At 45.3% G+C, this 24,934-nt stretch carries 27 protein-coding genes; 13 read left to right on the top strand and 14 right to left on the bottom strand.

All coding sequences use genetic code 11. The annotated features are described in order from the left end of the window. Positions 1–7: 7 nt before the first annotated feature. Complete coding sequence (locus AABA75_RS01290; RefSeq protein ID WP_338290556.1) at positions 8–952, bottom strand: glyoxylate/hydroxypyruvate reductase A; 945 nt, start codon at positions 950–952, stop codon at positions 8–10. A 167-nt stretch (positions 953–1,119) separates the two neighbouring features. On the opposite strand from AABA75_RS01290, the gene AABA75_RS01285 reads away from it, so the two are divergent. Together AABA75_RS01285 and AABA75_RS01280 are read left to right on the top strand one after the other, a co-directional pair. Further along, positions 1,120–1,539 carry an SRPBCC family protein gene (locus AABA75_RS01285; protein ID WP_338290554.1) on the top strand — a complete coding sequence of 140 codons (420 nt, stop codon included), beginning with the start codon at positions 1,120–1,122 and terminating at the stop codon, positions 1,537–1,539. Positions 1,540–1,867: 328 nt separating this feature from the next. Beyond that, positions 1,868–2,479 (top strand): hypothetical protein, encoded by a 612-nt coding sequence (locus tag AABA75_RS01280; protein WP_338290553.1) that lies wholly within the window; start codon positions 1,868–1,870, stop codon positions 2,477–2,479. 62 nt (positions 2,480–2,541) lie between these two features. On the opposite strand, the gene AABA75_RS01275 is transcribed toward AABA75_RS01280, so the two are convergent. The 4 genes from AABA75_RS01275 to AABA75_RS01260 all read right to left on the bottom strand — a co-directional run bounded on the left by AABA75_RS01275 (position 2,542) and on the right by AABA75_RS01260 (position 6,077). After that, on the bottom strand, positions 2,542–3,006 hold the full coding sequence (locus AABA75_RS01275) for a hypothetical protein (RefSeq protein WP_338290551.1): 465 nt from the start codon (positions 3,004–3,006) through the stop codon (positions 2,542–2,544). Positions 3,007–3,049: 43 nt separating this feature from the next. Continuing rightward, positions 3,050–4,699, bottom strand: coding sequence for a response regulator (locus AABA75_RS01270; RefSeq protein WP_338290550.1), 1,650 nt, complete (start codon positions 4,697–4,699; stop codon positions 3,050–3,052). A 190-nt stretch (positions 4,700–4,889) separates the two neighbouring features. Continuing rightward, a complete protein-coding gene (locus AABA75_RS01265) occupies positions 4,890–5,570 on the bottom strand; it encodes an anti-sigma factor family protein (protein ID WP_338290549.1) in 681 nt (226 codons plus the stop codon). A gap of 9 nt (positions 5,571–5,579) precedes the next feature. Further along, positions 5,580–6,077 carry an RNA polymerase sigma factor gene (locus AABA75_RS01260; protein WP_338290548.1) on the bottom strand — a complete coding sequence of 166 codons (498 nt, stop codon included), beginning with the start codon at positions 6,075–6,077 and terminating at the stop codon, positions 5,580–5,582. A 184-nt stretch (positions 6,078–6,261) separates the two neighbouring features. On the opposite strand from AABA75_RS01260, the gene AABA75_RS01255 reads away from it, so the two are divergent. Continuing rightward, a complete protein-coding gene (locus tag AABA75_RS01255; protein WP_338290547.1) occupies positions 6,262–8,013 on the top strand; it encodes a S8 family serine peptidase in 1,752 nt (583 codons plus the stop codon). Here the strand turns inward: AABA75_RS01255 and AABA75_RS01250 are convergent. Beyond that, a complete protein-coding gene (locus tag AABA75_RS01250) occupies positions 7,996–8,928 on the bottom strand; it encodes a hypothetical protein (RefSeq protein WP_338290546.1) in 933 nt (310 codons plus the stop codon). The genes AABA75_RS01255 and AABA75_RS01250 overlap by 18 nt on opposite strands. Positions 8,929–9,197: 269 nt before the next feature. Here AABA75_RS01250 and AABA75_RS01245 point away from each other — a divergent pair, with 269 nt between their 5' ends. Next, positions 9,198–11,549: a DNA polymerase II gene (locus AABA75_RS01245; RefSeq protein WP_338290545.1), complete on the top strand. Its 2,352-nt coding sequence runs from the start codon at positions 9,198–9,200 to the stop codon at positions 11,547–11,549. A gap of 11 nt (positions 11,550–11,560) precedes the next feature. Here the strand turns inward: AABA75_RS01245 and AABA75_RS01240 are convergent, their stop codons facing one another. Genes AABA75_RS01240 through AABA75_RS01225 form a run of 4 tightly spaced genes read right to left on the bottom strand, consistent with a single transcriptional unit; the run spans position 11,561 to position 15,125 of the window. Then, complete coding sequence (locus AABA75_RS01240) at positions 11,561–12,796, bottom strand: M56 family metallopeptidase (protein WP_338290544.1); 1,236 nt, start codon at positions 12,794–12,796, stop codon at positions 11,561–11,563. Continuing rightward, complete coding sequence (locus AABA75_RS01235; RefSeq protein ID WP_338290543.1) at positions 12,789–13,160, bottom strand: BlaI/MecI/CopY family transcriptional regulator; 372 nt, start codon at positions 13,158–13,160, stop codon at positions 12,789–12,791. Before AABA75_RS01235 ends, AABA75_RS01240 begins: the two co-directional genes overlap by 8 nt. Positions 13,161–13,218: 58 nt before the next feature. Next, positions 13,219–13,824: an HAD family hydrolase gene (locus tag AABA75_RS01230; protein WP_338290542.1), complete on the bottom strand. Its 606-nt coding sequence runs from the start codon at positions 13,822–13,824 to the stop codon at positions 13,219–13,221. A gap of 50 nt (positions 13,825–13,874) precedes the next feature. After that, positions 13,875–15,125 carry an NADH:flavin oxidoreductase/NADH oxidase family protein gene (locus AABA75_RS01225; protein ID WP_338290541.1) on the bottom strand — a complete coding sequence of 417 codons (1,251 nt, stop codon included), beginning with the start codon at positions 15,123–15,125 and terminating at the stop codon, positions 13,875–13,877. 113 nt (positions 15,126–15,238) lie between these two features. Here AABA75_RS01225 and AABA75_RS01220 point away from each other — a divergent pair, with 113 nt between their 5' ends. Continuing rightward, entirely contained in the window at positions 15,239–15,643 is a 405-nt protein-coding gene (locus AABA75_RS01220; RefSeq protein WP_338290540.1) for a MerR family DNA-binding transcriptional regulator, read from the top strand. A gap of 373 nt (positions 15,644–16,016) precedes the next feature. Further along, complete coding sequence (locus tag AABA75_RS01215) at positions 16,017–18,143, top strand: methyl-accepting chemotaxis protein (protein ID WP_338290539.1); 2,127 nt, start codon at positions 16,017–16,019, stop codon at positions 18,141–18,143. 50 nt (positions 18,144–18,193) lie between these two features. Here AABA75_RS01215 and AABA75_RS01210 read toward each other — a convergent pair whose 3' ends face one another. Beyond that, positions 18,194–18,787: a carboxymuconolactone decarboxylase family protein gene (locus tag AABA75_RS01210; RefSeq protein ID WP_338290538.1), complete on the bottom strand. Its 594-nt coding sequence runs from the start codon at positions 18,785–18,787 to the stop codon at positions 18,194–18,196. Between the two features lie 202 nt (positions 18,788–18,989). On the opposite strand from AABA75_RS01210, the gene AABA75_RS01205 reads away from it, so the two are divergent. From AABA75_RS01205 to trmB, 3 genes are read left to right on the top strand one after another with little or no spacing between them, the layout of a single operon-like run. Continuing rightward, positions 18,990–19,931 carry an ABC transporter ATP-binding protein gene (locus AABA75_RS01205; RefSeq protein WP_338290536.1) on the top strand — a complete coding sequence of 314 codons (942 nt, stop codon included), beginning with the start codon at positions 18,990–18,992 and terminating at the stop codon, positions 19,929–19,931. Then, positions 19,931–20,701, top strand: a complete 771-nt coding sequence (locus AABA75_RS01200) for an ABC transporter permease (RefSeq protein WP_338290535.1) — start codon at positions 19,931–19,933, stop codon at positions 20,699–20,701. The genes AABA75_RS01205 and AABA75_RS01200 overlap by 1 nt, the downstream gene beginning before the upstream one ends. A gap of 1 nt (position 20,702) precedes the next feature. Next, entirely contained in the window at positions 20,703–21,401 is a 699-nt protein-coding gene (gene trmB, locus AABA75_RS01195) for a tRNA (guanine(46)-N(7))-methyltransferase TrmB (protein ID WP_338290534.1), read from the top strand. 24 nt (positions 21,402–21,425) lie between these two features. Here the strand turns inward: trmB and AABA75_RS01190 are convergent, their stop codons facing one another. Beyond that, positions 21,426–21,647 (bottom strand): hypothetical protein, encoded by a 222-nt coding sequence (locus AABA75_RS01190; RefSeq protein WP_338290533.1) that lies wholly within the window; start codon positions 21,645–21,647, stop codon positions 21,426–21,428. A gap of 33 nt (positions 21,648–21,680) precedes the next feature. Continuing rightward, positions 21,681–22,016, bottom strand: a complete 336-nt coding sequence (locus AABA75_RS01185) for a 5-carboxymethyl-2-hydroxymuconate Delta-isomerase (RefSeq protein ID WP_338290532.1) — start codon at positions 22,014–22,016, stop codon at positions 21,681–21,683. Positions 22,017–22,305: 289 nt separating this feature from the next. Between AABA75_RS01185 and AABA75_RS01180 the strand changes: the two genes are divergently transcribed. The 4 genes from AABA75_RS01180 to AABA75_RS01165 are packed head-to-tail and all read left to right on the top strand — an operon-like array spanning position 22,306 to position 23,974. Next, positions 22,306–22,596, top strand: coding sequence for a hypothetical protein (locus AABA75_RS01180; RefSeq protein ID WP_338290530.1), 291 nt, complete (start codon positions 22,306–22,308; stop codon positions 22,594–22,596). Between the two features lie 53 nt (positions 22,597–22,649). Next, a complete protein-coding gene (locus tag AABA75_RS01175) occupies positions 22,650–23,042 on the top strand; it encodes a hypothetical protein (protein WP_338290529.1) in 393 nt (130 codons plus the stop codon). 30 nt (positions 23,043–23,072) lie between these two features. Beyond that, complete coding sequence (locus AABA75_RS01170) at positions 23,073–23,549, top strand: N-acetyltransferase (protein ID WP_338290528.1); 477 nt, start codon at positions 23,073–23,075, stop codon at positions 23,547–23,549. A gap of 59 nt (positions 23,550–23,608) precedes the next feature. Continuing rightward, positions 23,609–23,974 (top strand): GFA family protein, encoded by a 366-nt coding sequence (locus tag AABA75_RS01165; RefSeq protein ID WP_338290527.1) that lies wholly within the window; start codon positions 23,609–23,611, stop codon positions 23,972–23,974. Here the strand turns inward: AABA75_RS01165 and AABA75_RS01160 are convergent, their stop codons facing one another. Further along, on the bottom strand, positions 23,975–24,682 hold the full coding sequence (locus AABA75_RS01160) for an EAL domain-containing protein (RefSeq protein ID WP_338290526.1): 708 nt from the start codon (positions 24,680–24,682) through the stop codon (positions 23,975–23,977). It abuts the gene before it with no gap. Positions 24,683–24,934 lie beyond the last annotated feature (252 nt).

Here is a 24,934-nt window from a genome sequence, read left to right as displayed (position 1 = left end):
GCCGAGGCTAATACCCCCGTTTAATATCAACGGCCTTGGGTATTTGGCCGAAGGAAATGTAATTCGACAAATTCTTTTTAATTACCAAGGTTGCGGATTGGGGGTTTGTAGGTGCTGCTATATGGGGTAGCACCGTTACTTTAGGATGATGCCAGAAGGGATGGTCCTGCGGCAATGGCTCTACGTCAAAAACATCCAATACCGCATGGGCTAACTCACTGCGTTCAAGATGAGTGAGTAAAGCCGAGGTTTTAATGGCAGAACCTCGCCCGAAATTAATTAAATAAGCACCGGGTTTGCACCAGGATAAAGTTTCGTCATCGAGTAGAAATCGTGTATCGGGGGTATGAGGTAACAACGCAACAACCACGTCTGCGCGCTGCAGTGCAGCGCGCAGCCCTTCCCGGTCACTGTAAAAAATCACATCGTCGGATATGCTATCACGTGTTGTTCTTGCCCAAATAGAGAGTTTGTAGCCTTGCTCTTGCAGTCGCCTGGCCGCTGTCATGCCCATATTGCCAGCCCCTAGCAACAGTATCTCAAACTCCTGATTCGGCTTTACCGGGTGAGACTGCCAATGACCTGTTTTTTGTTGTCTGGCATACAACGGATTGTGGCGTTGACAATTCATCACCCAACATAAAACGCTATCGGCCATGGTATTTGCCAGTGTCGGATCTTGTAGTCTGACAATTGGAACATCCAGCAGTGATTTACAATCCAATAAATTCTCCACTCCGGCCCAAGTACTTTGCACCCATTTAAGGTGAGGTAACTGAGTAAAGTCGGTGTTTTCGGTATTAGCCACTATCGCCACCTCTATTTTCGACTTTTCGCTGTCACTCAACTCTGATAGCACCTTAAACTGATGCTCAGGCATTGCTGTGCTGAATGCATTTAGCCATGACTGCGCCGATTGGGTGTTTTTGTTAGGAACATAAGCTATTAACACAGTTTTATATTTTCCTGCTTTGATCTTAGTGTTTACACTACTGGTTATACTGCGCTCGCAGACAACGGGTAAAAAATGTATAACAATTCACAAATGCCCATAAACCTTGCTTGTTTATCGGCTCTATCTCATTGATAATTTGCACAAAGAAAAAAGAGCAGTAAAACATGTTGCATTTTGCGCTAGAAGGGACGTTTAACGACAACGTCGATAATTTGTTCTCTGCATGGCACGAACCGAAAAAGTTAATCAACTGGTTTAATCTAAACGATCTCGTCATCGGACAAATCATGTCAGATTTTCGCGTGGGCGGGAAGTTTCGCTTTCATCTTTACGACGTCGCCGGTGAATCCCACATTTTGATGGGTGAATACATGGATATTCAACCAAACACCAGACTACAATTCTCGTGGCAATGGGTGGGAGAACCACACCTCAGTGAGGTAGAAGTATTGTTTGACGACGTCGATGCGCGAACCACCAACATTCAACTCATCCACTCAGGCTTTGATGACGAAGAAGATAAAGTGCTGCATCATCAAGCATGGCTAGGTTGCCTTGACAGACTGGTGTTAGCCAGCCGCTAATCGTTTTGGCTCTGCTATATCGAAAAAGCCATTGCCAAACTTCGAAATAAATTGAAAGCAGTGGCCTTTTATATTTTTTCTCCTCCCCAACATCAAAGCTTTAAATCAAGGGCAATACAATTTGCAGCCTGTAACATAGACTACACTACAGGTGTTGATCGAATTGCCACCATCAAACGTAAAGGTTTACCAGATTTTCAGGATTTAAGACCATATGAAGATAAAAACAATTGCACTGATTGGGCTGCTTACTAGCGTTCTGTCTTTCCATTCCCATGCAAACACTTCTGGGGTACATGGGCCAAATGTCAAGGAAGGTGAAAAAAGCATGCAATTGCGTCTTGCATACACGCCAGCCGATGACGATGGTGACGAAGACTACTGGGCAACGCGATTGCATTACCAGCACGCTTTTTCAGACAGATTGCGAGGCAGATTGATTCTGCAAATGCGGGACCGTGGTGACTTCCAATATGACTATTTTAGAGGCGAGCTACTTTACAACTTTAAGAAAGCGACTGACTCAGACAACTGGTCAAGCGGTGTTCGCTTTGACCTTCGAACTCGAAGAGGGAGCAGAGCTGAAGAGTTTGCCGTTAACTGGACAAATCAATGGGATTTAGAAGGTGGCTACAGAATACGAGCCATACTGATCGGCAGCAGACAATTTAACAGTGACGGCGCTGACCCCGGTGTAGGCATCTCTACTCGCTCGAGTCTAAGCAAAAAACTGGATAATGGCCTAAAGATTGGACTTGAGATGTTCAATGAGTACGGGAAATTGGGTGATTTTGACGATTTCAACCAACAAACTCATCAGATAGGCCCAATGATAGGCGGCACAATTGCGGGCTTTAAATACGAAGCACGTTATCTAGCCGGCGTTACAAGCCAAGGACGAGACCACAACTTCGGCTTGCGCTTCAACAAGTCCTTCTAAATCAGGCAATGTATTATGTGGTGCACCGCCTGGCGCCAGGCAGTGCAGCTCAAATCGAATAGTTAAAACGGATAAAGTATGGATACGCCTGCAAGTGTGGCTTCTTCATCACCAATAAAATCCACTGCCAATTCAGGCGCTACTATGATGTTTTCAAGGTGGTACTCATAAGCGGCACTTAAACGCATTAAATCGTGGTGTTTGGTTTTGTAACCACCAACGCGCTCTTCTCCAAAACCAATACCCAAACGCCAGTGCTCATCAGGGTGATAAAAAAACGAACCGACCCAAACATTTACGCCGTCCCCATGGTGTGCATCTTTGGTTCTTTCCCAAACACCACCTACACCAAATTCGGTAGACAGTTTGTATTCGTATTCAATCCCAAAGGTGGCATCAGTCTCACTGTCTACATGAGTCGCTCCGAAAAAAAACCCTGGATAGTGTTTTGCATCGCCTGCAGCATAAGCGCCAAAAGCGGAGATAGTCAGCATGGTCGCTGCGGTTAATTTAGCAAGGCGGGTCATAAGGTCCTCTATTTACTTGTTTTTCTTAATTGTAGCCAGTGTGTTAAAGACTCAAATTAGCCAGATCAATTTTTAATATTTTGGCAAACATTTCTAATTTTTGCTTTGTGTCATTTTCCATGTCACTCGCTGCCAGAATAGCAGCGCATTCGCAAGCCAATGATTGTTGGTGCTCATCCAGAGTATCTTTTTCTTGCTCCACCATTGCTGTGAGCAAGCGCAACAGGCTCATCGCTAGTTGCGGATTGTTGGGCGATAACTTAAAAGCTTGGGTTAAATTTGCGTATGCTGGCTTAAAGCGCTTTTCTTTGAAGTGGGTTTTAGCCATTTCACCCAGTTCTTTCGCCGTGAAGTGAATTTCCTTGCGTTCGATTTTTTCCTGTTCAATGTACTCACTGACAACACGTCCAGACCAAGAGTCGCCACCGATTTGTTTTTTCACCTCTTCGAGCAATTTGAGGCTCTCTTCTCGCATCCCCAACTCGTGGAAAGCTTTAACTTTTTCCAGGTTTTCGTCAATGGAGCCATTAGCTTCTTGCGAAACCTTGTCTTTCAACAGCTTCTCGGCTTCTTTTTTATTCTGCCTGACACATAAAAGCCTGACTTTGACCACGGTCAAAGGTTCTTCTAATTGTTTGCCAAATTCCGCTTCAAGTTCGCGCATCATACGTTCTATTTTTACGTACAGTGTTCTCGCTTCACCTGCAGTGAGAGTGGTGGCCAAATCAATCCCGGTTCGCACCACGTTTAAACGCAAGTCAGGGCTGTCATGGATGGAGTTTCTGGCATACTTAGCCACATTTTGTGCCGACAGATATTGTCCCTTGCGATCGTGGTTAAGCCTTGCCAGATCACAGGATTTCCGGTTTCGCTCAATGTTTCTGGGAGCCAGTTGAGTGGCAGTTTTTATCTCTTCATAAGCATTTTTGTAATCTTCATGCTCAATAAAATAATGAGCCAACACGTCATACACCAAAAAGCGGGTGTCTTCGCGCTCTTTGAGCTCTTTAATTTTGGGTTCGGCCTCTTCCAGTTTGTCTTGCGCTAACATGGCCCGTAACAAACCGATAGACACCCAACCGTATTTATATTCGTGCTGCAACTCTTCGTAATACTTCTGCGCCTCGGCAAACTCAAACAGCTTGAATAAGCACTCACCTTTCACCCGTTTGATATTGGGAAAGTAGTGAGCTAACTCATTGCGCTTCAGCAGTTCATCGGCCAGGTAAATTGCCGAGCTGTAGTTTTCGGTATCAACACAATAATATAAGCGATGCAGGCGTTTACGCACCTCAAATATATGGCGCAAACGGTTTTCAACTCGATTTCTATCCAGTGGTTTAACCCAAAAATCATTGGGTTGCATTTCCACCACGCAATGCACTAACTCAGGGGCAGTTTCTGCGCTTAAAAAGATTACGGTAGTGGCTTTAGTGACATAGCCTTTAAACTTTAACTCTTCCAACAGATGGAATCCGTCTTTGTCACTTTGCACGTTAAAGGAAATAAGGACGATGTCAAAACGCGTTTGTTCACAGCGCCTTACGGCATAATAGGCATTTTGTGCCGTAGCAATCTTAGAGATACCAATTTCCAACATGGCACTCTTAATGAGTTCATGAACGAGCGGATCTTCATCAATTATCAGAGCGGTCAGCTCACTGACTCGTCGAGGGGCTGGAATATCTAGCAATTCCGTTATCCTTACCTAAATGCGCCACTGGCAACTATGAGTTTATATAGCCTGCAATTATTTGTACTTTTAGAATCAAGTATATAGCAAAAAACGCATACGAAAAGGCGGGATTAGAGCTATTTTTTGGTGAACCTCAAGGATTAAACTAATTTAGTAGAATAAAATTTACCAAGGAAAAAGCCTGATCCTAGTCTAGCTTTTCCAGCAATTCATGAGCCTTGTTTTCAGTGAGCGGCAGAAGGTGGTTATCCACAACAAATTGCTCTACATCATTATAGCTGCTGGATGCCGTTACATAATATTGCTCGCTATCGTTGTCTTTTATGGCAAATACTTGTTTTTGCCATTGTCCTTGTTCATAGCAACTGACTCCGTGCTCAACTTTATTATCTGCTCTGGCGTAATACTCACGACACAGACTCTGTGCCGCACTTTGATAACTTTGTACCACCACTACTTCAGTGCCATTTTCCGATAGCCAATTTTCATCATCGGCGACTTTACTCAGCATACTTCCTTTGATAGTCATACCGTTACCTTGAAAGGGCTGACTGATAAACGCGTATCCCATAACAAAAACCAGCGCAATCGAGGCGGCCATGGGCAAAAAGCGACGCCACATAGCATCAGACTCATTGGTCTGAGCTGGCGAAGTCTGTTTCAGCAATTGCTTCAATTCATCACTCAATGGTTCATTGAGGAAGTCTGGTATTACGGTTTTTACACTGTCGTTAAGCTGTTTTAATTGCTGATAAAGCTCATTCAGTTCAGGCTCTGCCAATAATCTACGCTTGACTTCAGTTGCTTCTGCAGTATCCAATTCACCGTCAATGAATTGTGATAATAAATCATAATCGTCTTGCTTCATGTTACTTACTCACACCTTGCTCTCTATCAACTCCAGCATTTTCTTTCTAGCTCTGGAAAGGCGACTCATAACCGCTCCTTGGGGCACTTCCAATACATCGGCCGCCTCGGCGTAACTAAATCCTTCAATGATCACTAAACTTATGATCATCCGTTGTTCATCACTCATTTCATCAAGTACAGCCAGTACCTGATCAAGCGTGTATCTATTTTCCTGTTCGCCCTCAGTGAAATCACGTTCCATACCGGGGATCTTATTTTCAATTACGGCTTTAACCCTGACATCACGAGAACGAATTTCGTCCAACCAAATATTTTTGCAAACCCTGAGTATCCAAGGGACCACAGAAACCTCTTTTGACAGGCCTTTCTGCAGCAATTTGAGCACCAGGTTTTGCACCAGGTCATCAGCATCTGCTTTGTTTCCAGTTAGGGAGTAGGCAAAACGCCGCACCCTTGGTAGCTCGTCTACCAAAATCCTTTTAAGTTCATCAGCTGAATAATTCATCCTGACCTTCTGTGAGTAAAACGTGACACGATTACAATTTATTCCAAAATATTTTTGAGACTTGCTGTATAAAGTACCAAGCGCCATATGTCAAAATAGTTCACCATAATGGCGTAATAGTGAAATAAATCACAATTCTCAACCGTCATAAAGTATTAAGTTAATGTAAAATGACAGGTAAGTCATGAATTTGTTTAAAGGTGCGGCAGTGCAAAATATCATCAAACACAAGCAAGCAATAATGATACTGCGGGTTTATCAGTGTCTGTTTGGTTTTGCCGTAGTTTGCGTGACGCTGTTTAGTTTCTCCTTCGCACAGGCCAATGAGCGTAGCGCCGAACGTCGTGCTGAATTAATGACAGAGCGCATGCTGGACAGGCAAGTACTGCGTGCGGCAGCGATGGCCGGACGACTGTCGGAAGAAGAGGCACAGAAAAATAGCATCATCCTGTTGGAAAGAGATGCACTGTTGTCAACAGAGCGTCAGCTGGAAAAAGTACTTGAAGCCCGAGTTTTGGACAGAAATGCTGAATCCAACCGCGACGCAGATATTCCTACCCGCCCTACGCCTGAAGAGCCCGATCCAGAGAGTGAAACAAACGATTCTCTGGGCGACGGACTTGGCAGCTTTGACCCAAATGGTCAAACAGACACTGGGGACAAAAGTAATGACGAAGTAGAAGAAGGCACGGAGCAGTCGGAAGATGCTCTGGAAGAGCAATTAGAGGACAGTTTCGCTGAACAAGATCTCAACATCGCCTTTTCCGACTTGCAATTTGAGCAGACACTGCACGCGATTGAGAATGATACCGCGGTGTTAAAAGGCATCGACGAACAGCGCGTTTGGACAAATGAATGGGTCATCATGGCTGATGTTGATGCAAAATCTGCACTAGAAAAAGAAGGCTATGAATTCAGCAATGAAGAACACCTTGAGTCTTTTGGCAGTATTATTGCGAGTGTCAAAGCGCCTGCTACGTACGACTTGCACAACGATTATCAACTGGTGATGAAGAAACTAGATAAGCATGACGCAGTACTGGATCTGAATCACATCTACAGCAACATATACACCAATGCTAGTGAAGCCAGTGATACCTCAGTAGACGGCATTTCACCGGGTGAGCTACTATCGCTGCCGGGACAAGGCACCAAAATCGGTATGGTAGATACCGCCATCAACCTTGAGCACAGTTTGTTAAAAGACGTAATGATTACGCAACAGCATTTTACTCAAGATAATCAATCACCGGTGTTTACCCATGGTACAGCCGTAGCTTCCGTACTCTCTGGCAAGGGACCACAATATCAAGGCATTCTCAAACAAGTAGAACTCTTTAATGCATCGGTTTTTGTGGAAGCAAAAGGCAGCCAATCCATCACTACCGCTCTGAGTCTGTTGCGGGGATTAAACTGGCTGGTGCAGCAAGATATCAAAGTCATCAATATGAGTTTAGCGGGGCCACCAAACCGCCTGTTGGAAAAAGGTATCGAGCAATTGTGCCAAAAAGGTGTGATTATCGTTGCAGCAGCAGGCAACGAAGGTCCTTTCTCTAAACCCATGTATCCGGCCGGATATAGTTGCGCTGTCGCAGTGACGGCAGTCGATCTTAACAACAAAATTTATAAGAAAGCCGTCCGAGGTAATCACATTGACGTGGCAGCTTACGGAGTAAACATTCTGGCTGCTGGCCAAGAAAACAGTACAATTCCACAATCCGGTACCTCAATGGCTGCTCCTTTTGTCTCCGCCTGGATTGCCAGCCAACTACCTTCGCAAAAAGAGGGAATTAAGTGGGTGGAATTAGCACTGGACAATTGCCTTGATCTAGGCGAAGAAGGCTTCGATCCTCTGTACGGAAAAGGACTGTTACCGTTTGAGCCGGGTAAGCTTGCCAATGCAATGCCACAGCAAACCTCAAAAGCGATACTCTAACGAGACACTGCTTATATGTTGATCATAACGTGCAATACCAAGATTGGAGTCTTGTTCGTTTAAGCGATAGTTGGCCCCCAAAAGAAAGCTAGAATTCAACTCCAGCTCCCATTCAAATTCCCACTGGCGACGACTATCCACGCGAAACCCATCAATATCCGGGTGTATCTCGTCATTGTAGTTACGCCGCAAATAACGCCAGTTAACCCGCAGTTTATTAACCCGTTCAAACAGCCTTATTTTCTTTACCCAACCAATGCGCACCTGGTTAAACAACTGGTTGAACAAGGGATCCTCTGCATTCTCACTACCACTCTTATAAGAGAACAACAGATAATGATTAATGCCTTGGATAAATCGATAGCTATCCACATTGAGTTGCATTCCTTGTGCAGAACGGCTGGAGTCAGTCTCGATTCGTTTATCGTTAAAACCGATAGCAAAATTAACAAACCATTGTTTTCCGATGAAAAACGACACATAAGGAGACAATTGCTGAAGTTTTAGAAAAGGCTCATGGTTGAGTTCGGAGTCAATCACTTGCGCTCTTACTCCTAAGGTCACACGTTCAAATTCATGACTGTAAGCGGCTGAATATATTTGTAATGCAGAATCAAAGTCATCACTATCGCTGAAATTCTTAACTATATAATTGCCTGAAAATTGCCACTCGTTTTTGTCGTCTGGATTGTATTGGTAATCAACACCCAAGCGCACTGTGTTGCTCGCGCTATCCTCATCTACCACAGTATCCAGTTCATCAATAATAACAGTAGAATCATTTTCCAGTCCGAGGCTGGCACTACCTTGCCACTGATGAGGCGACTCAGTAGCTTCTGCTACTGTCGAAAACAGAACCAGCAGCAAAGACGCAAAAAACCTGAAAATTGCTGCAAAAGCGGAAAAATTGCACATTTAAACTACCAAATATTGTTCGGACTGGAATTCACTCCAATCGTCTGTCGTTATCAATATAACCAGGCAGAGACATCTCCCGGGAAACTTACCTAAGGGTTCTGAATCGCCTAACAAGGATTAAGTCGGGCTATTCAGCGACTCATTATGCAACGTTAAGCCAGGCTTATTTATTCCCGTAAGCTCAGCGCAAAATCCAACACCCCATCTACCGCTGATGTTACAATAAAATTTCCCAAGACACCCAAAATAGTGATTTTCCGCTGCTTATGAAAGAAGCTATTACCGAAGGTTTCATTCTTTCCAGAAAACAATGGGAAAAGCAGAATCAAACCTTTCTTGAATATTGGCTCAGCACCGCCGATGGTGCCGTGAGAGTCTGCTCTCCTGCAGAAAAGTTTGTACTGTTTGTCAGCAGCGACTCTCTTCAATCAGAAAAAGCCCATTTACAACACCAGCACCCCGGTTCTGAAGTCAGGGAATTACCGCTTAAGCTATTCAATCAACAGTTGTGCAGTGCTATCTACAGTCAAACCCAGGCGGAGCACTTTGCCCTGAAAGACTGGTTAAAAAGTCGAGATATTGTCAGTTACGAAGATGACATCAGATTGAGCGATCGCTTTTTAATGGAGCGCTTTATTTATGGTAGCGCCACTGTGGTGTCTGGAGAATCAACACCACATGGGCTATATCACTGTCGTTTAAAATCCAGTGATTACACTCCAGAGTTTTCACCCATGTCACTGGATATTGAATGCAGTGAAAAAGGTGAACTTTACTCTATAGGCATGGCGAGTGCTGAAAGAAACCTGGTACTGATGGTGGGTGAGCCCCAACAAGATGCCCCCGAATGGATATTGTGGGTTAAGGATGAAATCGAACTACTACAACGTTTTGTTGCCCACTTTAATGCATGGGACCCGGATATCATCATCGGCTGGAGCGTCATTAGTTTTGATTTCAGACTCTTGCTGAAACGCGCACAACGCCACAATTTGTCACTCACCATAGGTAGAGATGGTTCTGCCATGTCTTGGCGCGATGCCAAAACCGGTAGCCAGGCTGGCTTTTTAAACCTGGCGGGACGCGTGGTATTAGATGGTATAGACTCCCTCAAATCCGCCACCTATCAATTTGACAGCTTCAGTCTGGAATTTGTGGCTCAGGAATTGTTAGGCAAAGGTAAAAAAGTGGAAGATGTCAGTAACCGTATGGCACACATCAACCACGATTTTAAACACAACAAAATCAAACTCGCCGAATACAATTTGCAAGATTGCATCCTGGTACTGGAGATTTTTGAAAAAACCAAATTGATGCAGTTCCTGGTTTTACGTAGCCAACTTACCGGCCTGGAGCTGGACAGAGCTGGCGGTTCAGTGGCCGCCTTTACCAACCTCTACTTACCCAAATTGCACCGCGCTGGTTATATTGCCCCAAATCTGCCAAAAGATGGTGGTCTGGCAAGCCCTGGTGGTTATGTGATGAACTCGCGTCCTGGACTCTACCGCCATGTGTTAGTACTGGATTTTAAGAGCCTGTATCCCTCTATCATTCGCACTTTTAAGATTGATCCATTGGGATTAATTGAGGCTTTACAGTCACCTGGTGACGCCATTCCGGGCTTTAAAGGAGCAATGTTTTCTAGAGAAAAACATTTTTTACCCGACATTATCACCCAACTTTGGCAACAGCGAGACGTCGCTAAACGGCAACAAGACAGCGCCCGCTCGCAAGCCATCAAAATATTAATGAATTCATTTTATGGCGTATTGGGCTCTGGTGGTTGTCGCTTCTACGATACTCGACTCGCCAGCTCCATCACTTTGCGTGGCCATGACATTATGCAGACCACAGCCAAATGGATTGAAGAGCAAGGCCACTGTGTGATTTATGGTGATACCGATTCAACCTTTGTGTGGTTGCAAGATTGTGCTGACGATACACAAGCACAAGACACCGGTGAGCAATTGGCCAACATGATCAACCAACGTTGGCAGGAAAAATTGCAAGCTGAATACCACCTCGAATGTTATCTGGAATTGGAGTTCGAAACTCACTTTAGCCAGTTTTTAATGCCCACCATTCGCGGTTCAGAGCTAGGCAGTAAAAAGCGTTATGCAGGTCTTAAAAAAACGGCCAAAGGAGAGGAGTTAGTGTTCAAAGGATTAGAAACAGTTCGCTCTGACTGGACACTGCTGGCCAAAGACTTTCAGATACAGCTTTATCAAATGGTGTTCGCCGGTGAAGATGTCAGCGAGTATATCAATGAGATAGTCAATAAAACCGAACTAGGACAATTTGATGACAAGTTGGTGTACCGCAAACGCTTGCGACAAGGTGCTGATAAATATGTAAAAACCGTGCCGCCGCATGTTAAAGCGGCGCGCATCGCTGACGACCACCTTCAGGCACAAGGGAAAAAACGCAAATATCAGAAAAAGGGCTGGATCAAGTACGTGCAAACTATCAATGGTCCAGAGCCACTTGAATTCTTGCGCAGCCCCATTGATTATCATCATTACGTAGAAAAACAGCTCAAACCCATCGCTGAAGGTATTTTGCCATTTGTAGGGCAAAACTTTGAGAGCATCAGCTCAAAACAAATGGGCTTGTTTTAAATTTCTCCCCGTCATTTCAACTTACCGGGAGAGACGTTTATCTGCTCCAGATCAGCCAGCAAACTATCTTTGTGGTTATCCCCTAAGACGTAATCCAATTGCACCAGCAAATTATCCACTTGCGTATCTACTGCTTGGTATCGCCACTGTGCCAGAGCTCGTGCTGCGCTGTCGTCAAACACGGCTCCGGGGGTAGAGCGAATGACCTTAGCGTTGGTCACTGAACCATCTGTTTTCACACTAAACTTCAATACCACACTGCCCTCGAGTCCCTGCTCTGCTGCAATTTTGGGATAGACAGGCTCAATGCGCATCACCGGGTGTACCTTAAACTCATACACATTTTTTTCACTGCTCTGGCCACTAATAGCCTGTGATAACGGTAGAGCAAGAGCAAACATTACTGTCAGTGGCAACAGCTTTAACAGGCTTCTCTTGCCTGAGCGCATATTGAGAATGCGCTCTTTGATATTCTGCTTACCACCAAAATAGAGAGAACTGAAAGTTGAGGTTTGCTGTTGCTGCGCCAGGCTGACAAACGATTTGGCGTATAACAGGCGGGTATCGTTATCCTGCTTATGCAAAACCCTGGCATCGCATGCCAGCTCCTGGCTTTGTCGAAAACAGCGATAGGCCACCCAGGAAAGTGGATTAAACCAAAACATAGTGAGCAGGGCTACGGCAAGCGCGTTCCAGAGCAAATCTCCCCGAGCCAGGTGGACTAGTTCATGGCGTAACATCAGTGTTTGCATTTTTTCCGGTTGCGACGCAAAACCAACGGGCAAAATAAGTTTCGGGAAAAGCAGCCCGGACACCATCGGAGTTTGCAGGTTTGCACTGCTCAATACCTTTACTCTCGCCGGAATTTGTATTTTCGCTACCGGCAGATTTCCCGGTTGCAAGTTTAGTTTTCGCATAAAACTGCGATGCTGCCAAACACCCAATAACAACAAACTAACCACACCCGACAGCCAGATCATCAGTAATTCGCTGCCATAGGGGGTGGTAGTATTTTGCAAGGTGGAGAAAGATTGTTGGCCATAAACGGTAAACCGGCTAACGCCGAGCTCAGCAAACACCTCGCTACCCGCTCTGCTATGAGTGATCCACAATTGCAGCGGCACAAAGAGCCACAATGCGTAGTAATAGCCGGCGCCCAAATATCGAATTGCCAACGGATAACATGCTAACAACAGCAGTAATACCAGAGAGAAACCCGGCAGCTGCATTAGCAGCCAATCAATCACGATTTTTCTCCCAATCGGCAATAATCGCTTTTAACTCTTCAACATCTTGCTCAGACAAGGTTTCCTGTTTAGCAAATCCGGCCACCAGCGGCGATACCCGCCCTTTAAACAGACGACTGATAAAGCTCGCACTCTCTTTTTGCTGATAGTCTTTTTCGGCAATCAAGGGGCTGTAAAGATAGCGTTTTCCCTCTTTGGTGAAGGAGATAGCTTGTTTTTTAACAAGTCGATTTAACAGGGTTTTCGCGGTTTTCTCATGCCAGGCTTTTTGCTTGTTAAGTTCAGATATCACGTCTTGTGCACACAGAGGATGCGATTTCCAAAGTACCTGCATAATTTCCAGTTCGGTTTTAGATATATCCACAGCAACACTATTACATATGTAATCAATTTATTCAGAATTACACTTGTAATCAAATGTGTCAATGACTTTTTGTCACAAGGGGCGAAAGGATATCCAGGAAACGCGTGTAATCGTTGCATTGCCAGGTGGCGTTATGTTTCCAGTCAGGAGTTCCCTGCAAAGCCACCAGCATACTGCGCATACTGGCATTTTCAGCTGCGTGAATATCGTGCAGATAGTCCCCTACATAAAGCAAATGTTCGGGCGCGATCTGCCAACTGTTGGCAACCTGCAACAAAGCACTTGGATCCGGTTTAGCGGGCGCACATTCCCGAGTGAGCACTGGATCGAACTGCAGCTCTGCTTTAGCGAGTTTAATGGCCGTCGCTGCGCGACAGTTTCGCGTCACCAGGGCCACCGGAACTTGCCATTGCTGCAGGGTTTTTAACATCTCCGGCACCCCGTCAATCAGCTGGCAATGCTCGGCTTCGGCAACTTCAATATCAATAATGGTTTGCTCGGCCTGCTCCCTCGCCTCTTCGCAATTCAAAGTAGCAATAAAATCAAGAATATCCTGCTCTGCTGGACAACCGATAGCTTCGCGCATCGCCGCAAAATCAAGCTCAGAGGTCACCAGCGTACCGTCCATATCAAAAATTACACCTTTGATAGCTTGCTGTACCATTATTCAATCTCATTCTGGAAAGGAACTATATGGTACGCACAAATCAAAGATTAGCTCACCTCATTTGCATATTGTTTGCGATAGCGCTTGGTGAGTTTGGCAGCCCGCAACTGATCAGCAATTAAGGAAACAAGCGGAGAAATATTTTGTTTGCTGGTTTTACCGGCACCAATTCTACGCAACTGGCGCTTAACCATCGCCATGGTAGCAAGCCCCGCCAGGGTTTTATCTTTCCAGTTAACCAGTGGAATAACACCTTCGAAACGGGCATCTTGTTGCCAACGATTAGGTAAATCCGGGTTATATGCCAATGCACTGGCAATCCCCACCAGAGCCACATTATTAGCAACCACTTTTTCTGCCACAGGCAAACGGCGAATGCCCCCCGTTGTCATCACAGGCACCTTAGACACAGCAGCTATCTGCTCAGCGAAAGATAAAAAGTAAGCTTCTCTTTCAAGGGTCCGTCCGTCTGCAGTGCGGCCCTGCATGGCAGGCGCTTCATAACTACCACCGGATAATTCAATAAAATCCACCGCCTCTTCTGACAGTTTCTCAACCACTTTTTTAGCATCGTCCACGTCAAACCCGCCCCGCTGGAAGTCGGCAGAATTCAGTTTTACCGACAGCGCAAACTGCGGTGATACAGCTTGTCGAATTCGTTTGATAATCTCCAGCAGCAACCGTGAACGGTTATCGATACTGCCACCCCATTGATCCTGACGCTTATTAGTGAGTGGAGATAAAAATTGAGCTAACAGGTAACCATGGGCTGCGTGTACCTCTACGCCGTCAAATCCTGCTGCTTCGGCGCGTTTCGCAGTAGTGACGAAACGTTCAATCACATCCTCAATTTCCTCGTCAGTCATGGCTTTTGGCTGAGTGAATAACCCTGAATGAGCGCCCATATCCAAAGCCACATCGGAGGGTGAAAGCACCTTACCTCCCATTTTTTTAAATACCTGACGACCCGGATGATTAATCTGCATGATAATTTTGCAGTCATTTTGTTTACTCAGCTTCGCCCACTGCTCAAAAGGTTGCAGCGATGTATCCGCTTCCAGCGCAACACCGCCCGGCCCCGTCATCGCCAGATGATCCACCATCACATTGCCGGTAATGATCATCCCGGCTCCACCTTTTGCCCAGGCCTGGTACAAACGAAACAGATCTTCACCCGGCAGTTGTCCCGACACCGCCATGTTCTCTTCCATCGCCGCTTTGGCGATACGGTTTTTCAGGTTCAACCCACAAGGTAGTGTCAGTCCACTGAATAATTGGTGCTTTTCAGCTGGTTGCATGGGATTTTCTCCAGTAACAGCGATAAAAAAGGCGTGCTAAGCGCTATTTGATTTCAATGATTGAACACTTTAACCTTAAAGTTAAGTTTAAGGTCAAGTGAGAATATAGCATTGTGAAAATAGGTGAATTGGCACAAGTGACTGGAGTAGCAGCCTCCACAATTCGATTTTATGAAAAACAGGGGCTGTTACCCAAAGTCCCCCGCACAAGTAGTGGTTATCGACAATATGACGATAAGGTAAAAGCTCGACTCGACTGCATTCGACTGGGTCAAAAGCTGGGATTTAGTCTGGAAGAGCTACCAAAACTATTGAGTCAGGAAGAAAATCTCGACCATGAAATGATGATCACCCGACTGGCATCCAAACAACAGGAACTGGCCGACCTGATAGCAAAACTCAGTCACCAGAAAAACCAAATAGAGCAGCTAAAACAACAACTCAATACCACCTGGCAACTAGGACAGTGTATGTCGGCCGAACAAATCAATGTGTTATTGCAACAGGCAGATCTGTAATAAAAAAGGTGATTTAGTAAAAATTCGGTAATAAATCAGTTTATGGGTAGTTATGTAACTTGCCCAGGGTTAAGTCTGTTCGCCATACATAGTGCTAAGTACGGATGCTTTGTGAAATGCCCAATTTAGGGCAATTAAGTCTACCAAAATACAATAAATTTCAAACAATTACAGGAAAACACAAGAAATTCTGAGATTTGCAGATAAACTAAAAAGAGAGCGTAGAAATTAAGTGAGTGAATAGCTATGCGGAAAAATGCATAGTTATCTCTCAGGGCCTTTTAAATCAAGGGATTGCATACTAATTTACAGTGGACAAGGCCACCTTAATTGTAATAAAAAACAACCATATCGGACGCAAAGCAACCATACGATGAACTTTATTACCCGAAGCATCAGAAACAAAATAACCTACTCGGTGATGTTTATCATCATCCTGCTAACGGTGGTGCTTGCCAGTATCACCACTTACAACAGCTCCAGCGTAAAAACCGAAGTAGAAAAGGTGGCTCGGGAAGCACTACGCCGAGACGGTATGGCACTGATTGAGGCAGAATCACAGGTACAAGCGGCGAAAATCGCCAAAAATGTAGAGAACGCAGCATTAGTGGCAGAAACCTTTGCCGCGGACCTGAGCTTATTGCATCGCACCTGGCAGGAAAATGGCTTTAATGCGGGGCAAGCCCGCGCTTTGGTATTGAATAAACTGCGCAACCTGTTGGAAGCCCACCCCAGCTACATGGGCATAATGTCGCCCCTGAATCCCGATGTTTTTGGCAACGATGCGGACTTTCTTAACAGTAATGAACGCAATAAGCCGTTGGGTATGTTGGACAACGGCCGTGTTTCCCCCTATTGGTATCGTGAAGGTGGCACCATCAGCCTGGATTGGGTGAGTTCCGTGGTGGATGAAAGTAAAAATGGCTATTTTAGCTGTCCCCGCAGTCGTCGTGATCGCTGCTTAATTGATCCCGATGTATTCGACTTAAGTGGCGTTAACTACCTGCTAACCACCATCTCAGTACCCATTATTTCTCGCGGTGAGTTCATTGGTGTTGTAGGTGTCGATTTTGACGCCAACTTTGTAAAAGCCTTAATGACTAAAAGTGACGACGCCTTGTTTGATGGCAAAGGCGAAGTGATGCTGTTAAGCGAAACCGGAAATATTATCGGATACAGTGAAGACCCCGGCGCCTCCGGCAAAGCGGTATCGGAACTGGGTGGTTCCTTCGCCCGAGAATTAAGCGCAGCGGTTTCCAGCAGCAATAATGTTTATTCCAGTAGCACCAGCGGTAAAGTTAATGTGATCACTCGCACCGAAATCGGTGGTGTCGACAAACAGTGGTATTTGCTGGTAAGCGTACCTGAAGAAGTAATGCTAGCCACGTCGAATCGACTGAGAGATGAAATCTCCAGTCGCAGTGACGCCGCACTATCTCAATTGATTATCGCCGCCGTGATCCTCGCAGGTGTGGGTTTTGTGGTGATCAACATTATTTCCAATCAGATTGTTAAGCCCATCGTTAAAATGCGTGACCTGATGAAGGATATTGCCGAAGGTGAGGGGGATTTAACCAAGCACATCCGTATTTATACCCAGGACGAAACTAGTGAACTAGCCACCTGGATAAATAAGTTTATCGATAATCTGGCCAATATCGTGCGTACTATCGATAAAAACGCCAGTTCGGTGAATGCTGGCTGTGAAGATAGCGAACAAGTGGCCAACGTATGTGGCCAGGACTTGGCCACCAGCCGCGATTCAGTAGACCGTATTGTTTCAGAAGCAGAGCAAATGTCTCAAGCTTCGCTGGAAGTCACCAAAAATATTCAGCACGTGGCGGAAGTCACCGACAACACCAATCAGCAAGTACTGGAAAGTAGCGCCGCCATGGACGACCTTGTGAATACCATGGGTGATGTGAATACCGAAGTTAATAAAGCGACGTCGGTCATCGGCCAGCTCAACGATGATATCGAGCAGATCACCAATATTTTGACCACCATCCAGAACATTGCCAATCAAACCAATTTACTGGCCTTAAACGCGGCAATCGAAGCTGCCCGTGCTGGTGAACAAGGCCGGGGTTTTGCTGTTGTTGCCGATGAAGTACGCACCTTGGCCAGCAGCACGCAAAGCGCGGTAGAGGAAACCCAAGATATTATCCAGAGCATTCAAACAGGCTCCACTCAAGCGGTCAATGCCATGGCTCACGGTAATCAAATTACAAATGCTGCAACCACCTTGGTTGAAGAAACCGGCACTCACCTTAACGGTATCCGGGAATCGATGGAGCAGATCACCGGTATGACCTCTGTCATCGCCGCCGCAGCGGAAGAGCAAAACCAGTTAGCCCATAATATGTCGAAAGATATTAACAATATCGGCAGTGATGTAAGTGGCGTGGCGCAGCGAGTAATCGATTTAGCTGATCGCTCTAAAGACCTGGCGAAAAGCAGTCATTCTTTAATAGACATCGTACACAAATTCAAAGTGTAAGAGCAGTACAGAGGAGATGTGAGGCATTGCCTCACATCCTTGGCAGTACTTTATTTAACGTGTTTGCCGCCAGTCCAACCGCCCTTTTGCAGCACTTCGTCGCCTAGTGCTTTGGGTGCCGCTTCAAGATCCGTTGCCATAGAGTCATTCCAGCGATTCAAAAAGCCATACAGGCAAATGGCGCCAAGGATTTCTACGATTTCATCCTCTGACCAATGCTGTTTCATACGGGCCATTAGGGGCTCATCAACGGCATTGGGTACACTTCCGGCCGCTAACGCATAGTCCAAGGCCACGCGCTCGGCATCCGTGTATAACGGGCTGGTTTGATATTCCCAAACTGCAGCCACTTTTTCATGGGCAATACCGTGAATTTCAGCTGCAATTAAACTGTGGGCTTCGCAATACTGGCAGCCTGCAGCCCGACTGGCGAAATGGGCCAATAGACGCTTGAAGCCCAAATCAACCGCACCATCTTCGGCCATAACAGCTTTAGTTAACACGCCAAAACCCTTGACGATTTCGGGACGGCGCTGCATGGTCAGCAGAGAATTAGGAACAAAACCCAAAATATTCACGAAGATTTCAAAGTGTTCAGCCAGTTCTGGTGTCGTTTCCGCCGGAAGCGGTTCAAGATGTGCCATGGTGTTTCCTTATTGTTGTTTGTATGATGAAGATATCAGACAGGCTGGCAATTAAAACCATTGCAACAAAACCGTCATTATCAAGCCTGTAAGCAATTCCTGACTGGCTGGCATAATACTGCCAGCAGCAATTAGTTTTATACGGGTTGAATAAATTAAAATCACCGCAATATCCTTGGCACACAGAACGATGGGAAACAACATGCACGCATTGGCAATAAAAGGCCTGAAAAAAACCTATAAGGGTGGCACTCAAGCCTTAAAAGGCATTGATTTAACCGTGGATTCCGGCGACTTTTTTGCGTTACTTGGCCCAAATGGTGCGGGTAAGTCCACCACAATTGGCGTGATCAGCTCTTTGGTGAACAAATCCGAAGGTGAAGTGTCAGTGTTTGGCCATTCCATCGATACTGAATTGGCCGCAGCAAAAGCCAGCATCGGTTTAGTACCGCAAGAGTTCAACTTCAATCAATTCGAAACCTTACTGCAAATCGTCTGTAATCAGGCGGGCTTTTATGGTGTTCCCCGAAATATCGCCCTACAGCGAGCAGAGAAGTACCTCAAGCAATTGGACTTGTGGGAAAAACGCAATCAACCGGCGCGCACCTTATCGGGCGGCATGAAACGACGCCTGATGATCGCTCGGGCACTGATGCACGAACCAAAAATGCTGATTCTGGACGAACCTACAGCGGGTGTAGATATCGAAATTCGACGCTCCATGTGGGGCTTCTTAAAAGAAATCAACGAGCAAGGTATTACCATTATTCTCACCACCCATTACCTGGAAGAAGCGGAGATGTTGTGCCGCAATATTGCCATCATAGACAAGGGCATTATTGTGGAGAACACCAGCATTAAAGCCCTGCTGGGTAAACTGAACATGGAAACCTTTATCCTGGACTTGCCCGGCTGCAGCGAAGATCCGAAACTCGAAGGCTTCACCTATCGCATGCCTGACATCCATACCCTGGAAGTGGACATTCCCAAAGATAACAGTCTAAACCGCTTATTTCAGCAGCTCACCGACAAGGGCATTGAAATTATGAGTATGCGCAACAAAGCCAACCGATTAGAGGAGCTGTTTGTGACATTGGTGGAAAATGGCCGAAAAGCCAATGAACAAACACAGGAGGCCAACTAATGGATGCTTATAACTGGGTAGCACTGCAAACCATCTGGCGCAAAGAGATTACGCGTTTTACCCGTATTTGGGTGCAAACCCTGGTTCCGCCCGCCATTACCATGACCTTGTACTTTGTGATTTTTGGTAGCCTGATTGGCAGTCGCATTGGTGAGATGGGCGGCTTTTCTTATATGGAGTTTATTGTGCCCGGCCTGATTATGATGTCGGTGATCACCAACTCTTATGCCAATGTCTCCTCTTCGTTTTTTAGCTCCAAGTTTCAGCGTAATATTGAAGAGCTTATCGTCTCGCCAGTACACACCTGGGTGATCATCGCCGGTTATGTGGGCGGCGGCTTAAGCCGGGCAGTACTCACCGGGATTATCGTTACCTGCATCTCTTTGTTTTTTGTGGATATCAGCTTGCACAGCCTGCCTGTTATTGTCATTACGTTAGTACTTACTTCTACGCTATTCTCATTAGCCGGGCTTATCAACGCGGTTTACGCCAAGACCTTTGACGATATCAGTATTATTCCCACGTTTGTGCTCACCCCCTTAACCTATTTAGGTGGTGTGTTTTACTCCTTATCCTTGTTACCAGAGTTCTGGCAATGGGTGAGTAAGATCAATCCGATTGTGTATATGGTGAGTGGCTTCCGCTTTGGCTTTTTAGGCCAGTCGGATTTTACCGTGTTAACCTCGCTTTCTGTTTTGGTGGTATTTAATCTGATTTTCGCGGGTATTGCGTGGCGTTTATTGTCTACCGGTACAGGGATCCGCTCCTGATATGCAAGGTAACTCTCGCTCTATTAGTACTAATCAAACGGACATCCACGATAAGCTGTCCGAGATTGTTTTACGCCACCAAAACAGTGTTAACCAAAAGCCAATCCAGGCACATACGCAAGAAGCGTACGAGCGTGTATCCGCCTGGCTAAAGCAGTTTCCAGAAAAAGACATTATTCTCGACTCCTGCTGTGGTATTGGCGAAAGCACCTGGCGACTGGCCAAACAGTATCCTGATGCCTTAGTGGTAGGCGTGGATAAATCCGCAGTGCGGGTGGAGAAGCACGGTAAACAAGAAGAATATCAGGAGTTTATGCAAGGCGAAGCAAATACCGGAAACGAAGTAAGTAATTACTGTGTGGTTCGAGCTGATGTTATCGACTTCTGGCGTTTAGTGAAAGCAGCGAACTGGTCAGTAGCTCGACACTACTTGCTGTATCCCAACCCCTACCCCAAATCGGCACAGGTGCAAAAACGCTGGCATGCAACCGCCTCTCTGCAGGATATTCTGGCAATTGGCGGTACCCTTACCGTGCGCAGTAATTGGCAAATCTATGTACAGGAATTTGCTAAAGCGCTGGAACTATGTGGTCGCAATGCCGCCATTAACCAAGTGGAGCAAGGCGCACCGTTTACCCCGTTTGAGCGCAAATACTGGAACAGCGGCCAGCAAAGCTGGCAGTTAGTAAGCTCACTATAACAGGGCGTCTCTTTTTATGCCCTGTTAAGGCTGTTGATTAAAGCGGATCTGCAGTTTCTTTACGCTGCGCATCAACACAAATACAGCAGCAAAACCACCGCCTAAAATACCGAAATAAAGGGGTGATAGTTCAACTTCCCCAGTAATAAAGGCCTGCCCAGCTATTACCCCTGCTACAAATACGGCGCCCATAAGCGCAAAAATAGCGATGAGCAACAGTACCCAATCCGTCAGATTTTTATTCATGGCTTAACTTCCTTCGTTTCTGAATTTATTGGGCTATACCAGCGCCTTGGCATAACAAGGCGTGTCAATATCTAACACCTCAACGGTGACAGAGCAATCTGCATAGTTATTACTGAGGATATGCTGTAACACCGAATCTGATAGCCGTTGTTTTTGTTCGCTGGTTCGACCCGCCAGAATTTTAAGCACAACGTGGATAAATGAAGCCTGCGTATCCCCGGTTATATGATGCTTAAAAGGCAGCGCCCGCACTTTGATATCAACACCATCATGACTAAACAACCCCGATTTTAAGGTGCCATCAAACACCGCAGTCATAAGTGGTTGCTCTTTGAGATCGGCAGAGTATTCGACAATACAGTGGGGCATAGTTTCCTTCCTTAGATTGATTGTTATGGCCTTCCCGAAGGAAGTCATTTTTTGGTGGGAAGTATTATAGGAACTTCGTGTGAGACAGGGAATATATGATGAGAATCAAGAATAAAAAGAGTCAGGTCCGCTGAAAAAACATTCTTACTTCAAAGCAATCAGCTTCATTTGATTTTCTTGTCGCTATTGCAATTAGCAAACCCTGAGTGAAGAATGTTAGACGGCAAGAGAGTGGCAACACTGAAAAGAGCCGCTGTAAAGATGTGTGACATTTAAAAAAGAGGAAATAATGGAAGAAATTCAGGTTACATGGAAATGGACTGTTAAAGTATGGTGGAGTTGGTTTTGGCGAGCCATGCTATGGACCTTCCCGACTGCTTTTGCGGTAGGCTTCGTTATAGGGATGGCATCGGCAATTATGGGACTCAATACCAGCGAGATAGGTACTTATTCTCAATTATTGGGGGGACTAATTGGCCTATTCTTTGGCATTTATGCTTTAAAAGTCGTGCTCACTAAAAAGTTCAACGGTTACAGGTTAGCTCTGGTTAAAACTGAATCGAGCGAAGTTGATAGCTAAATCAGATTACAAATTTAAAGGACATCTATGTCCACGTAAAAAAGTAATCCATCATGACGGAATTATTAGCTAAGACAATAGTTTGCGCGACGTCAGTATTCCTGATAGGACTGGCACTGGGAGCATTTGTATTGCCAGAACGAATAGCTTCATTCCTGAATAGCTTTGCGAGTTCTGCAAGAGTTCACTTTACGGAGATGTTATTAAGGCTAACTGTTGGTTTGTCGTTTGTTGCTATATCTGAAGAAATGACTTTTTCAAGGTTCTTTGAACTATTTGGTTGGGTTTTAATTATTACTAGCGCCATACTTATTGTGCTACCTTGGCAGCTTCATAAGAGATTCGCCGATTTAGTCGTTCCTCCCTTAACAAAGCGTGTTTGGCTATTTGGTCTCTTATCATTACCTCTGGGGTTGGCTATTGCTGCGTCAATGTTAATCGCTTAACCAGGCTGTTAAACAACAATGAATCCATCTATGACAGAAATAGAATATACAAACTTGCAAGAGCTTGAACGAGGTGAGTTCCTTGCAATTCTGAATGAAGACAAGATTCGAAAACACTTAGTAACCCACGAGCAGTTTAACGATGAGTCTTTGGCGGATTGGATTGCAAGCAAGATAAGCGTGGATGCAACCAGAGGATGTAAAGTAAGAGGGATCAGGATAAATGGCGCCGTTGCTGGTTGGTGTGGCATCCAGTTTGAAAATGATTCCTATGAGCTTGCCATCGTCCTGAATGAAGCATATTGGGGCATTGGCATCCGGGTATTCAAAGACTTGATGATATGGGCATCAGAATTAGGCCATCGCACTGTTGTTTTGCACCTGTTTAACACCCGTCCTGAATACAAGTTCCTGACAAAAATGGCATCCAGAGTGTACGAGAGTACAATGTTTGGTCAGAAATATACCAGCTATGAACTTAAAGTGCCTAATAGCCGACAACAATAAAGCCATCAGTAACAATTAAAAACGAGGATTTCATGGAAGGCAGTTGCAATTGTAAACAGGTGAAGTTTACGACTTCGGAGAATGTTAAGGCTATCTTAAATTGCCATTGTAATCTTTGCCGTAAGGCCAATGGCAGTGCCTTTTCCACCTATGTGGTATTCCTCAGTAGTGACTTTTCGCTGGAAAAAGGGACATTAAAAACCGTTAAGATTTCGGAAAACGCATCAAAAAGCTTTTGCTGCGATTGTGCCACGCCGATTTTTAATGAAAACCCAAAATACGCCGGTCTTAAAATTGTTTATTTAGGTGCCTTAGACAAGGCCCAGCACCTGGCTCCGGTAGTCGATACCTATTGCGAGTCTCAATTACAATGGATAACCCAAATGGATAACCTTAAGAAAATGGAACAAGGTTTTGGTGAATAGTCAGGCAACAACAGGCGCCGGCTGACTGAAATAGAAGCCCTGCCCGTATTCGATGCCGATATTGCGCAGCGTTTTGAGGGTAAAATCATCTTCCACGTGCTCGGCAATCAATAGCGCATCGTTGCCTTTGGCCTTGAGCAAAACCTCTTGCATCACTTCAGGCTGAGATTGCACTAATGCTTGAATAGCACCGCTTTCCACTTTAACCCCATCAATGGGGTAATCTAATACCTTGAGCAATTGCTCAGCAGGCTGGGTAAAGCGGTCGATGAGTATCTGAATCCCCAGCGTTTTACCCAGCAAAATGAAGGTTTTAAACTGTTCGGAATGGGTAAATAAGGTATGAGTACATATCTCCAGAGTAATGCGATGAACATTGGGGTAGTCTCGTAAGCTGCGCTCCAGAAAAACAGCGGTTTGCGGATCGAGAACGTCTTGTTCCGTAATATTAATGCTCCAGTTAACCTGGCGATTGCGAAAATAATGAGCGCTTTCGTGAAAAATCTTTTGGGTAAGCTCACCGTGACAAGCATTTTTTTCCACCAGATAGAGAAAGTCACTGGGCATGAAAATATGCTCACCGGGATAGATAAGCCGGGCTAAACATTCGTAGCCCCAAACCCCTTCTTGATTTAAGTCCATGATGGGCTGGAAAAATGGTACGACATTCTCCAGATTAAAATCCTGATTGATCTCTTGCACTTGCATAGTAGTAACCCTAAAGGTAGCCGACGGGAAGCGATGTAAGCATTGCAATACCTGGGTTTTTACAATGTGCGCAATTTTCCACGTCTGCTTTTCCTGAATATAGCAGCAAACACCGTCTTGTCTAACTTACGCGGCGATATCAAGGTAGATTGCAGCCAATGGCATAAAAAAGTAAACTAGCGTGTTAGCTGTCTTAGGCTCCAGGTTATTTCGATTTTCGGGGTTTTTGGCAAATTGACTATACTGTTGTTG

It is taken from the genome of Planctobacterium marinum, assembly GCF_036322805.1.
Classification (GTDB): Bacteria; Pseudomonadota; Gammaproteobacteria; order Enterobacterales; family Alteromonadaceae; genus Planctobacterium; species Planctobacterium marinum_A.
This window is presented reverse-complemented; position numbering and strand designations above follow the sequence as displayed.

What these genes read in the sequence shown, in the direction of transcription:
- AABA75_RS01245 (WP_338290545.1), top strand. Translation starts at nt 9,198, where the DNA reads ATGAAAGAAGCTATTACCGAAGGTTTCATTCTTTCCAGAAAACAATGG.
- AABA75_RS01160 (WP_338290526.1), bottom strand. Translation starts at nt 24,682, where the DNA reads ATGCAAGTGCAAGAGATCAATCAGGATTTTAATCTGGAGAATGTCGTA.
- AABA75_RS01265 (WP_338290549.1), bottom strand. Translation starts at nt 5,570, where the DNA reads ATGAAGCAAGACGATTATGATTTATTATCACAATTCATTGACGGTGAA.
- AABA75_RS01180 (WP_338290530.1), top strand. Translation starts at nt 22,306, where the DNA reads ATGGAAGAAATTCAGGTTACATGGAAATGGACTGTTAAAGTATGGTGG.
- AABA75_RS01260 (WP_338290548.1), bottom strand. Translation starts at nt 6,077, where the DNA reads ATGAATTATTCAGCTGATGAACTTAAAAGGATTTTGGTAGACGAGCTA.
- AABA75_RS01280 (WP_338290553.1), top strand. Translation starts at nt 1,868, where the DNA reads ATGCAATTGCGTCTTGCATACACGCCAGCCGATGACGATGGTGACGAA.
- AABA75_RS01275 (WP_338290551.1), bottom strand. Translation starts at nt 3,006, where the DNA reads ATGACCCGCCTTGCTAAATTAACCGCAGCGACCATGCTGACTATCTCC.
- AABA75_RS01185 (WP_338290532.1), bottom strand. Translation starts at nt 22,016, where the DNA reads ATGCCCCACTGTATTGTCGAATACTCTGCCGATCTCAAAGAGCAACCA.
- AABA75_RS01200 (WP_338290535.1), top strand. Translation starts at nt 19,931, where the DNA reads ATGGATGCTTATAACTGGGTAGCACTGCAAACCATCTGGCGCAAAGAG.
- AABA75_RS01190 (WP_338290533.1), bottom strand. Translation starts at nt 21,647, where the DNA reads ATGAATAAAAATCTGACGGATTGGGTACTGTTGCTCATCGCTATTTTT.
- AABA75_RS01225 (WP_338290541.1), bottom strand. Translation starts at nt 15,125, where the DNA reads ATGCAACCAGCTGAAAAGCACCAATTATTCAGTGGACTGACACTACCT.
- AABA75_RS01170 (WP_338290528.1), top strand. Translation starts at nt 23,073, where the DNA reads ATGACAGAAATAGAATATACAAACTTGCAAGAGCTTGAACGAGGTGAG.
- trmB (WP_338290534.1), top strand. Translation starts at nt 20,703, where the DNA reads ATGCAAGGTAACTCTCGCTCTATTAGTACTAATCAAACGGACATCCAC.
- AABA75_RS01255 (WP_338290547.1), top strand. Translation starts at nt 6,262, where the DNA reads ATGAATTTGTTTAAAGGTGCGGCAGTGCAAAATATCATCAAACACAAG.
- AABA75_RS01175 (WP_338290529.1), top strand. Translation starts at nt 22,650, where the DNA reads ATGACGGAATTATTAGCTAAGACAATAGTTTGCGCGACGTCAGTATTC.
- AABA75_RS01285 (WP_338290554.1), top strand. Translation starts at nt 1,120, where the DNA reads ATGTTGCATTTTGCGCTAGAAGGGACGTTTAACGACAACGTCGATAAT.
- AABA75_RS01215 (WP_338290539.1), top strand. Translation starts at nt 16,017, where the DNA reads ATGAACTTTATTACCCGAAGCATCAGAAACAAAATAACCTACTCGGTG.
- AABA75_RS01205 (WP_338290536.1), top strand. Translation starts at nt 18,990, where the DNA reads ATGCACGCATTGGCAATAAAAGGCCTGAAAAAAACCTATAAGGGTGGC.
- AABA75_RS01210 (WP_338290538.1), bottom strand. Translation starts at nt 18,787, where the DNA reads ATGGCACATCTTGAACCGCTTCCGGCGGAAACGACACCAGAACTGGCT.
- AABA75_RS01250 (WP_338290546.1), bottom strand. Translation starts at nt 8,928, where the DNA reads ATGTGCAATTTTTCCGCTTTTGCAGCAATTTTCAGGTTTTTTGCGTCT.
- AABA75_RS01230 (WP_338290542.1), bottom strand. Translation starts at nt 13,824, where the DNA reads ATGGTACAGCAAGCTATCAAAGGTGTAATTTTTGATATGGACGGTACG.